This window comes from Pseudobutyrivibrio sp. (genome assembly GCF_015057185.1).
Taxonomy (GTDB): domain Bacteria; phylum Bacillota; class Clostridia; order Lachnospirales; family Lachnospiraceae; genus Pseudobutyrivibrio.
In genome coordinates, this window is record NZ_SVEV01000055.1 from 1 (window position 1) to 11,240 (window position 11,240).

The window sequence follows — 11,240 nt, forward strand, 5'->3', positions numbered from 1 at the left end:
ATAAAATACCTTTTTCAAAATTGTCCAGACATGAGAAAGACACATGCTAATAAAAGATGCGAGTCTTTGCATATTAGAAAAACGAAATATTCTTGCGAAGTATTACCTACCGGGGTGGAAGGGATGCCTAGCGGGGCCTGGTGTAAATAGGGAAAGTGGCAAGCACAGGGGCCTGAGAATAAGAGGGGCGTGAGCAGTTGCCTAGATACAAAGTGAAAAGGACGTCGGCGGGACGTCCTTTTCTAAAAGGGAGAATAATGTTATGAAAAAAATGGTTCATCGCTTCTGTCTTGCGATATAGTAATAGTACAATCTATTTCTGAAGGAAAAATGTTTAATATGTGAATAAAGAATCAAATAAAAAAGTTTATTTGTGAATTGCTTACCATCTTTTGGAAATGTGAAAAAAAGTTAAATGAAATAACTTTGACAATATAAAGAATTAACGAAAAATTCACCATCTAATTACCCCAAATGGCTATTATTGTATATAAAGTGTGTTAAAATAATTGCAAATGGTTAGGGGAGTTAGAGTATAATATCTACCCTTTATGTGATTTTAACGCTATAAGATTTTGTACTTTGGAGGGGAAATACATAATATGCGCTCACATAAAGCTCGTAGGGACAGTGTGCTAAGAGTAATCGCCGTTTTGTTGGGCGTTGCTATAGGTACTGGCCTTTCATATATTACATATCTTTATAATCTTCCAATTTATTTGGATTCAGTTGGAACTATAGCTGTTTCTACGATTGGTGGGGCATTCCCTGGAATTATGACAGCTGTAGCTACAGATTTCATTTGCATGGTGGGTTTTAATTCTAATGCAATTTATTTCTGTTTCATTAATACCATAATTGCAATGTATACTGCTCGCTATGCTAGAGAGATTAAGTTTAATTCTATTAAGAAAATAGTTGCTTATCTTTTTAAGCTTAGCACTATTGCAGGTTTGCTTAGTGGGGCTGTTCAGTGGGGACTGTTTGGAGGACCACAGAATAGCTTGCTTGCAATGATGATTAAAAGCTTCAATGTTGATTCGGTAGTTGTGGAATTCATTTTGTTTATATGTATGAATATTGCAACTAATTTTTGTAACATTACTATTTCAATCGCATTTGCATTGTTTATCAAATGGATTGTTCCAAAGAGTATTCAGCTAAGTATTTTGAATAGTGGTTGGAGACAGAAGCCGCTTTCACTTAGTCAGATTAAAAAGATAAATGAAGCTGATTCTAGTGTGAGAATGCCAATCGGTACTAGAATGGTCATTGTCATTATGGGAAGCTCCATTGCAATCGTATGTATTATGTCGATTATAGGTATGCGTCTTTACTATAACTACCAGAAGGACGCAATGGTGGATGATGCCTATGCTACTGCTAAAACTGCAGCTGAGGTTATAGATGCAGATAGAATTGATGAGTATATCAAATACGGCTTTAAGGCACTTGGCTATAAAGAAACTGATGATATGCTTTATTACATTTGGCGAAGCGCTTCTAACATGAAATATTTGTATGTGCTTACTGTTGAGAATGAGTATGTGACATACGTTTTTGATGTTGCAGATAGAAATAATCCAAATGCAGAGCCACCATACGAGCCTGGTGAAAGAGTGCATGTTGAAGAGACCTTTGAACAGTATGTTCCAGCTCTTTTAGCAGGAGAACAAATCGTAGGATTTGAAACAGATGGTGCATGGGATGATTTGATTTCTGTTTATTATCCACTGAGAAATAGTAATGACAGACTTGTAGCATATGTAGGTGTTGATTTTACACTGCAGTATTTGGCCCAGTATATTGGGGATTTTATGCTACGTCTTATTTTGGTACTGTCAGGATTCTTTGTAATGATTATTACTGCCGGTCTTTGGATTACAGGTTATTTTGTTTCATTTCCACTTAGCAGTATGGTTATGGAAATTGAAAAGTTCATAAAGGTTGGAGCATATCAAAAGGATTTGGATGAAGCAGTTAAAAGCTTTAGGTCCATTGATATTTATACTGGAGATGAGGTTCAAAAGCTTTATCAGGCAATTTGCGATATGGCTGCTAACCAGGCTGAGCAGATGCGTCAGGTTAAGAGCTTGTCTGAAAGCACAGTGCTGATGCAGGACGGTTTGATCATTACAATGGCGGACTTGGTAGAAAACCGTGACTCTGATACAGGAGCTCATATTCAAAAGACAGCAGCATATGTAAAGATAATTGTTGAGGGGCTTAAAAAGAAAGGGTATTACGCAGAAAAAATCACTCCAAAATTTATGTCAGATGTGGTTCGTTCAGCCCCACTTCATGATATTGGAAAAATTAATATTCCTGATAATGTTTTGAATAAACCAGGAAAGCTTACTGATGAAGAATATGAAATCATAAAGACACATACTACAGCAGGCCGAAAAATTATGGAGAAGGCCATCGATACTGTTGAGGGTGAGAACTATCTGAAGGAAGCTAGAAATATGGCAGCATATCACCATGAGCGTTGGGATGGTAATGGCTATCCAGAGGGGCTTCACGGAGAGGCTATTCCTCTTTCTGCCAGAATTATGGCTGTTGCAGATGTGTTTGATGCATTAACCTCACCTAGAGTTTATAAACCAGCCTTTCCAGTGGAGAAAGCTCTTGAAATGATACAAGAGGGGGCTGGCACACAATTTGATGCCAAATGCGTAGAGGTATTTATGGATGCAATTCCAGAAATAAGGATTATTTTGAAGAAATATAACCAAGAGGCTAAAAATTAATTTCTTGTGGGCTACCTAAGGAATAAGTCCGGTTCTTGCTTTCTGATGAAAGCAAGAAGACTTACTAGATTGTATGGGAGTTTTTTAGAATGTTTGATTTAATAAGAGAGCATCAAATAAATATAATGCAGATGCTTTGTGCTGTGTGTGGAATGATGTCCATATTGCTTCTTTTTGCTAGGTACTTAAGCACAAAGAGAAGATGGATACTTATTGCCATGGAGCTGACAGCCACATTTCTTTTGGCTTTTGATAGATATGCCTACATGTTTAAAGGCGATGTGTCCCCTTTAGGATATGTAATGGTTAGACTTTCAAATTTCATGGTTTTCTTTTTGACATCCATGGTTGTTTTTGTCTTTAACTTTTATTTAAAAGACTTGTTACGTGAAAGCCAATATGTAGAAGAGTTACCATTTCGTCTAAAGGCTGTTGATGTATATTCCATCATGGGCATGATTCTGGCTGTGATAGCACACTTTACAAATCTTTATTACTACTTTGACGAGAACAATGTTTATCACAGAGGTCCAGGCTTTCTAGTTGCATATATTATACCTGTTACCGTTCCAATTATTCAGTTTACAGTGATTCAGCACTATAGGAGAGCTTTTAGTAAAGTAATATATGTATCATTAATACTATATATTTTTGTGCCAATAGTAATGGGAATTATCCAGATTTTTACATATGGAATTTCTATTGTAAACATGGCAATGGTAATGGTTTCTATTTCCCTTTATATGTTTGCATATGTTGATCTAAATAACCGTATAGATAAAACAAGGGAATTAGAGCTTGCAAATTTAGAAAAAGAGCAAAAGAGTATGAAGAGTCTGTTTGACCAGACCGCAACAGCTTTTGTTACTGCAGTTGAAAAACGAGATAAATATAATGCAGGGCATGCTTTGCGTGTTGCAGAGCTTGCAAAGAAAATTGCAATCACCGCAGGCAAAAATGAAAAGGAGTGCGAAGAGGTATATTACACTGCATTGCTACATGATGTAGGAATGATAGGATTTTCTGATGAAACAATTGCAAATTTGGATGACTTTAATGATGTTGAATCTGAAGAGATGAAACAAAAGCCATTATTGAGCGAAGAAATACTTTCAAACATTAAGGCGTTTCCATATCTAAGTAAGAATTCAAGAAACACCTGTGAAAGATATAATGGCACGGGCTATCCAGATGGTTTGAAGGGTAAAAAAATACCTGAGGTTTGTAGAATAGTAGCAGTTGCTGATGCTTACGATAATATGGTTACAAGCAAGAAATCTAGAGAGCCACTTTCCTATAACTGGGTGAGAGAAGCACTTTTAAAGGATGCAGGTGAAAAATTTGATCCGAAATATGCAGCATTGATGGTTCATATTTTGGATATTGAACATACCTACGAGGAAAAATATGTTAATGCTCCAATAGAGCAGGAAATCATTTGCATTGACTATAAAGATGAAGTTTCTAAAGGTATTACCATGGAAAATACCTTTACGAGAATAACCTTTGATTGCCAACCAGGAAAAATAGGTGGTAAATTTGGTGGCCCGTCTTTGATTTTGTTTGATTCCTATGACAGACGAGTTCACCTGAAGCCAAATGCAATAGAGGCATATAGCTATAGAGAATTTGCTGAAATGTGGTTCGATGGTCATATAGTAACTACTGCCGCTAGAAATACCAAGACAGACGTTTCAGAAAATCATGGAAAACCAGGCAAATACGAGGTGCTTACAGGCAGATATGAAGATCATGTTTTCATAAAAATGATTAGTGAAAAAAAGGTAGTGGATGTGACTGTGGCTCTTCCGAACAAAACATTTGCTGCTTATTTAGGAGTAACTGGTGAAGCATGCCATATTAAGAACATTTCAGTAGAGCCAACAGGAAGGATTGTTCAGGAAGGCGATATTGAAAGAATCGTCAATGAAACCAACTACATCAATCGTTTGGAATCTGACCTTCCTAATGTTCAAATTGATATGCATCGCTCCGCATATACGGAACCATTACTGCTAAAGGACGAAATTACTTTGCGATTTCACACTATGAGTTTACCTTCTGCTAACTTAGTTTGGCATTGCCCATATGTGGTTATTTATTATGCTGATGATAAACAGCACAGAGGGCTGGGCTACAAAGAATATGGACTAATTAAGTTCAACGGTGAAGGAACAGGCGATGAGAGATATGCCGAGAACAACTTCTTTATGAAAAAGGAAGAAAAATTCCCAGGATGGGATGTGTGGAAGCAAACAAATAAAAACGGCATGGAATGCACAGTAACTATTAAACGAACTGGAAATAAAATAGTTACCACCACAGAGAATCTAGGAATTAATATAAAAAATACAACAATAATAAAGGATAAAACAAAAGAAGTGTATGTGGTTCTCACAGGAGACCAAATTGCATTAACGGATATACGAATTAGATAATTTAAGACACCAAAAAAGGCTTGCATGCGGCAAGCCTTTTCTTATAAAAACCCAAATACTCTCATATGCGTAAATCTATTGATGTTCCTGAAGTAGGATATACTAAACTCTCGAGTGAAGGGGAACTCATATCAATTCCCTCAGTCAAAAGCTCAGTCTGTCCTTCTGCCATATTTAGCGTCTTGCTAAGCATCGCAGTTCCTACAGCGCTCATTAGCTTGTTTTGGCTTAAGCTCATAGAAATTTCAGCAATATCCATGTTACGCCTCCCCTAAAAAAGACCGAATCTTTTTCATCACCTAGGATTTTATCATTTATGATTGGGCTAATGGTGCAAAACTGTGACTAAATTGTGAAAAAACTGTGAAATAGTTTTCAGAATTAATTTCTTAATCGTAATAGAAAAAATGAGTAGAAATACTTATAATAGAATTAATAGATATAAGGGGAAGACTGTCCATGACACTATTAAAGATTAATTTAAATGATCCTTTAATGAAGGCAATCAAGGCTTTTAATTCTATAGGTGGCAAATCACTCACCGAAGAAGATTTAAAGCGTCAGCGTGCAGCTATGAATACAGCTGGTAAATTAGCTGCGCCTACAGGAGAGGTTTCAATAGAGAGCTTTAATATTGGAGATATTTCCTGCGAGATGATATCCCCAGACATGGCACATAATCCTAAGTATATTATTTTGTATGCCCATGGTGGTGGATACGTTTGTGGTGGCTTGGGCTATTCTAGAATTCTTTCCGCAAAGCTTGCTCTTGCTACAGGCTTTTCAGTGGTATCCTTTGAGTATAGATTAGCTCCTGAACACAAATTCCCTGCCCCTATCGATGATGGAGAAACTGTTTGGAATTATTTATTAAATAAAGGCTATGGGGCAGACCATATTCTTATGGCTGGAGATTCAGCTGGAGGCCATTTGACAGTGAGTCTTACTGCGCGACTTATACAGCAGGAGAGGATGACACCTAGAGCGTTGATTCTTTTTAGCCCTTGGACGGATATGACAGCTACCTCTGATTCTTATGAGACATACAAATCAAAGGATCCAATTTTGACTAAAGCCTATGTGGAGGGAGTTAGAGAAGCATCTATTGGAAGCGATGCAAATCCAGCAGAGCCTTTCTATAGCCCTCTTTATGGAGAGTTAAATGGATTCCCACCTACATACATCATGGTAGGCAAAAATGAGATTCTGCTTGATGACAGTGTTAAGCTTCATAAGAAACTTAACAGAGCTGGTGTCAAGGCAACAATAGATATAGAAAAAGATGGTTGGCATGTTTATCAGCAGATGCCTATTCCAATGGCAGGACGTGCTATGCACCGTCTGGCAAAATATATATCAGCAGAAATTTATTCATAAACAAGTTACCTGCAAACTCAGTGAGGTGGAGACTAAAGTGACTTGTATACTATAGGAGACACAATGGCTAGAGATAATTGGTACAAAGTAGATAATGTTGCAAAGGTTTTCCTTGCTACAGCAGCGAAACGAGATACCAGAACATTACGAGTGAGCTGTACCCTCTGGGAGGATATAGATCCAGATATTTTACAGGAAGCTGTTTTATCTGCTATCCAAATTAGACCACAATTTCAGGTTCGAATTAGACGAGGAATCTTTTGGCACTATATGGAGGATACAGATATTCAGCCGGTAGTTACAGAGGAGCATGGACGTGTTTGCCCAAGGCTTTACATGCCAGGCCGTGCGATGCTGCACTACCGTGTTACATATTACAAAAACAGAATTAACTTAGATTTGTTTCATGCTATTTCTGATGGCACTGGAGCATTAGAATTTTTGAACATAATAGTCCTTGACTATTTAGAATTAAAGTATCCTGATAAATTTGATGATACAACTGTTCATTCGGGGGCATCTGAGGATGACTTAAACCAGGATAGCTACAAGCAATTCTTTGGTAGCATGGGCCTGAAAGCTTCTTCTCTTAAGTATGCATACCATCCAGGCGGTTTGAAACTGCCATATGACCAGCTTCAGTTTTTTGAATTACAGGTTCCAACAGCAGATATTCTTCCAAAGGCAAAGGAAATCGGTGTCAGCCTTACTAGCTACATTGGCGCTAGACTTATGCTGGCTATTAGTGCGGATACTCCGCCTAGAAAGCGCAAGACACCAATTAATGTTTCTATGCCGGTTAACCTGAGAAATTATTATCCTAGTCAGACCTCTAGAAATTTCTTTAACAACGTAAATGTAGCTCATACATTTACTGAGGATATTTCTCTAGAAGATTTGGCTAAGGAATTCGATGAAAAATTAAAGATAAATTTGACAGAGGAAAATATTAAAAAGCAGATGGATAACTTTGAGACCATGGAATACTTTATTCCTGTCAGAGCGGTGCCACTGTTTATTAAGCAAATGGTGGTTCGTTACGGCTCAAAGGTTACTGACAAAAAGGTGTCAGTAGTTCTTTCTAATTTAGGTGTTCAGAAACCACCTGAGGAGCTTGTTCCTCTAATAAAAAATTATTCTGGCTTCTGTAGCTCAGCCAACTTGTTTATGGTTATGTCCAGCTACAATGGTGTGCTTACTATGGGAGTCACATCTCCATACTCAAACACTAAGGTTATAAAGGGCTTTGTTCGTGGTCTTAGTGAGGATGGAATGAAAGTTAAAGCATATGCAACGGAGGTAATTCGTTAATGAAGAATTGTCCTTACTGTAAAATAGATGTGGGCGGAGATTTGAAAAAATGCCCATTCTGCCAGAGCAAGCTGGTAGGTACTCCGGAAGATAAATATTTTCCAACCCAGACAATACTTAAATTCCAATCATTTTTTTACAAGGTTCAGTTGTTTATTGTTTGGATAATTATTATTTCAGCATTAGGCTTGGATTTCCTCTTTGGATTGCCACTTGGACCGTTTGATGATTTTCACTGGAGCTTGCTTGTATTAATGTGGTTATTTGCCTTTGAGTTTGGAATCATTAGACTTTTCAAAAGAGGCATGAGTCCATCAAGGATTTTATCTATTTCGGTAGTTGTGGTGATGGCAATGATTTTCATCACTGCATATTACACAGGCTTTTTAAAGCTATATGTTTATTGGATAATGCCAAATGTGGTCATGGCTACAATGGTGGCAAATTTTGCATTATGTATGATTGACAAAAGCGGTAACTCAATGGTGTACCTACTTACAAATGTTTTGATGGGTATTATTCCATACATTGCATTTTATGCTTGGAAAAAAGAATCACCTGTTGAATGGATTGTCAGCCTTCTTGTAGGCTTTATCCTTTTTGTCGGAGCAATCATTTTCAAAGGTAGAGAAGTAGTCAGTGAGATACAAAGGAGATTAAACGTATAAGTCAATTTTCGTGGTTTTTGGGGAGTGTACATGATAGTTAGAGATGAGTCTATGGATAAAGCAAAATATTTGCTTTCAAGCTTTGACCGAGCACTAAAGGATGAATGGATTGAGGTATATTATCAACCTTTAGTCAGAGCGTCAAATGGCAGAGTCTGCAATGAAGAGGCTTTGGTAAGGTGGAACGATCCAATACTAGGAATTATAAATCCACCAGATTTCATACCTATTTTAGAGGCTGTGAATGTTGTTCATAGGCTTGATTTGTATGTGCTAGAGCACGTACTAGCTAAAATGACTCTTCAGAAAAATGAGGGACTTTTTGTAGTACCAACTTCTATTAACCTTTCAACAATGGATTTCTATTATTGCGATATTGTAAGCGAAGTATGCTCTCGAGTGGATGCTTCGGGCGTAGGTCGTGAAAATATCGCAATTGAAATTGCTGAAGCTGCAACTGCTCGTCATAATGAGCAGGTTTTATGTCAACTAGACAGATTCAAGGAATATGGATTCCAAATTTGGATGGATGATTATGGCGGAGGAGATTCTTCACCAATTCTTTTGCAGCGCATTCACTTTGATTTGCTAAAAATAAATATTGGATTGATACAACAAATAAGATTTGATGAGACGTCTAGAGTCATTATCACAGAATTAATTCGTATGGCTATGGCTCTTGGAATTGAGACTTCAGCGGAGGGTGTCGAAGATCAGGACCAGGTTGATTTCCTACAGGAAGTAGGCTGTAGCAAAATGCAAGGATTTTACTATTGTAGACCAATTCCTATGGAAATAATATTTGATCGCTATAGAAATGGTACTCAGATTGGCTTCGAGAATCCTGAAGAATCAGATTATTATAGTCAGGTGGGCAAGGTCAGCTTATACGATTTGTCCTTTTCTGGTAATGATGATGAGCAGTTAAATGATTATTTTGATACTATGCCAATGGCTATAGCGGAGGTAAACGGAAAAAACATATCTTTAGTTCGCACAAATCGAAATTTTAAAAAGTTTTTGTCACTTACAGCTTTAAGAAATATAGGAGATGTAAAAGCTTCTCTGGATGAGATTACATCTGGGCCTGGTTATTACACTTTAAAATCAATTGTCGAGTGTGCCGAAACAGGCAAAAGACGAATAATAGATGACCGTACAAGCTCTGGAAAATCCTTCCAGGTGTTGCTTCAGAAGGTTGCAGAAAATAATGTAACAGGCGTTAGTGCCATTACAATAGTTGTTTTGTCAGTAGTAGAATCCACAATGAATGAAGATTCCTTGACCTACAACTACGTGGCTAGAGCGCTAGCAGAGGATTATGTACAGCTTTTCTTTGTAAATACTAAGACAGAGGAATATGTTAAGTATAAATCAGATGGAATTCACCGAGATGTTTCTGTGGACAACCGTGGTAAGGATTTCTTCTCAGGAAGAAAAGACTCAGAATCACGAATGGTATATAAAGATGACCTAGAGCTAGTAGTTAATTCATTCACTAAGGAAAAGGTACTGGATGCCATAAAGGAAAATGGTGTATTCAATATAACTTATCGTGCCATGATTGACGGCAAACCTACTTACGTAATGCTCAAAGCCGTAAAAATCAGGGCTGATGATGATCACATCATTGTCGGCATAAGCAATGTAGATGCACAAATGCGCCAGAAGGAAGCTATGGAGCGCATCAAAGAGGAGCGAGTTACTTATTCGAGAATAGCTGCGCTTTCAGGAGACTTTATTTGCATCTATGCGGTTGACCCTGAAACTAGTCACTATAGGCTTTATAAAACTACTTACCAATATCAGAACCTGAAAATTGAAAGTGAGGGTGACGACTTCTTTAGCGACTCAGCAGAGAACAGTAAGGGTGTAGTAGACCCAGAAGACATTGATAATTTGCTTAGTGTATTAACAAAAGATCATGTTATGAAGCAAATAGAAGAGAATGGATTATTTGTACACACCTACAGATTATATCTGGATGGCTTCCCTCGCTATGTGTCATTAAAAGGTGCCTTAGTTGACGAGCTTAATGGGCCTCAGCTGTTATTTGGCGTAGTCAATGTAGACGAGCAGGTACGTAAGGATATTGAGTATAAAAAACAGATTATTCAGGCTGAAAGCAAGGCTGTTGTTGATGAACTTACTGGCGTCAAAAACAAGCGAGCTTACCTTGATATGGAAGATAAGCTTAACGAGCAAATCAAAAATAGTGAAGATTTAGAATTTGCAATCATTATGTGTGATCTTAATGGCTTGAAAAAAGTCAATGATACCTTAGGCCACAAGGCCGGCGATGATTTTATCATCCGTGGTTGTGAGATAATTTGTACAGCCTTTGCACACAGTCCTGTTTACAGAGCTGGTGGTGATGAGTTCATAGTAATTGCCAAGGGCACAGATTACGAAGCACTAGACAGACGAATAGAAAAGATCAATCGTATTAATGCAAAAAATGCAAAGAACAGTGATGTTACAATGGCTGTTGGTGTGGCTAAATTCTGTCAGGACGATCATTTTGTTTCCGATGTTTTTGAACGTGCAGACTCAAACATGTATGAAAACAAGCGAAAAATGAAGATGAAGCAGTCGTCCTAATCAGTATGTAAAATAGCTAACTTGAAATTGTAAATTCCAGTGAAATGGTAAATTCCACTGGTCTTTAAAATTTCCTGGATTTTTAGTATTTA

The 11,240-nt window shown here is 37.5% G+C and carries 7 protein-coding genes; 6 read left to right on the forward strand and 1 reads right to left on the reverse strand.

Annotation, left to right across the window (positions count from 1 at the left end; translation table 11 throughout):
• Positions 1-602: 602 nt before the first annotated feature.
• Together E7276_RS14785 and E7276_RS14790 are read left to right on the forward strand one after the other, a co-directional pair.
• Positions 603-2,753, forward strand: coding sequence for an HD-GYP domain-containing protein (locus E7276_RS14785; RefSeq protein ID WP_294219282.1), 2,151 nt, complete (start codon positions 603-605; stop codon positions 2,751-2,753).
• 89 nt (positions 2,754-2,842) lie between these two features.
• On the forward strand, positions 2,843-5,191 hold the full coding sequence (locus tag E7276_RS14790; RefSeq protein WP_294219286.1) for an HD domain-containing phosphohydrolase: 2,349 nt from the start codon (positions 2,843-2,845) through the stop codon (positions 5,189-5,191).
• A gap of 61 nt (positions 5,192-5,252) precedes the next feature.
• Here the strand turns inward: E7276_RS14790 and E7276_RS14795 are convergent, their stop codons facing one another.
• Positions 5,253-5,450, reverse strand: a complete 198-nt coding sequence (locus tag E7276_RS14795; protein ID WP_294219289.1) for a YjfB family protein — start codon at positions 5,448-5,450, stop codon at positions 5,253-5,255.
• Between the two features lie 200 nt (positions 5,451-5,650).
• On the opposite strand from E7276_RS14795, the gene E7276_RS14800 reads away from it, so the two are divergent.
• The 4 genes from E7276_RS14800 to E7276_RS14815 all read left to right on the forward strand — a co-directional run bounded on the left by E7276_RS14800 (position 5,651) and on the right by E7276_RS14815 (position 11,148).
• Positions 5,651-6,568, forward strand: coding sequence for an alpha/beta hydrolase (locus E7276_RS14800; RefSeq protein WP_294219292.1), 918 nt, complete (start codon positions 5,651-5,653; stop codon positions 6,566-6,568).
• A 63-nt stretch (positions 6,569-6,631) separates the two neighbouring features.
• A complete protein-coding gene (locus E7276_RS14805; protein ID WP_294219294.1) occupies positions 6,632-7,879 on the forward strand; it encodes a hypothetical protein in 1,248 nt (415 codons plus the stop codon).
• Positions 7,879-8,547, forward strand: a complete 669-nt coding sequence (locus tag E7276_RS14810; protein ID WP_294219296.1) for a DUF6320 domain-containing protein — start codon at positions 7,879-7,881, stop codon at positions 8,545-8,547. The genes E7276_RS14805 and E7276_RS14810 overlap by 1 nt, the downstream gene beginning before the upstream one ends.
• 30 nt (positions 8,548-8,577) lie before the next feature.
• Positions 8,578-11,148, forward strand: a complete 2,571-nt coding sequence (locus tag E7276_RS14815; protein WP_294219297.1) for a bifunctional diguanylate cyclase/phosphodiesterase — start codon at positions 8,578-8,580, stop codon at positions 11,146-11,148.
• Positions 11,149-11,240 lie beyond the last annotated feature (92 nt).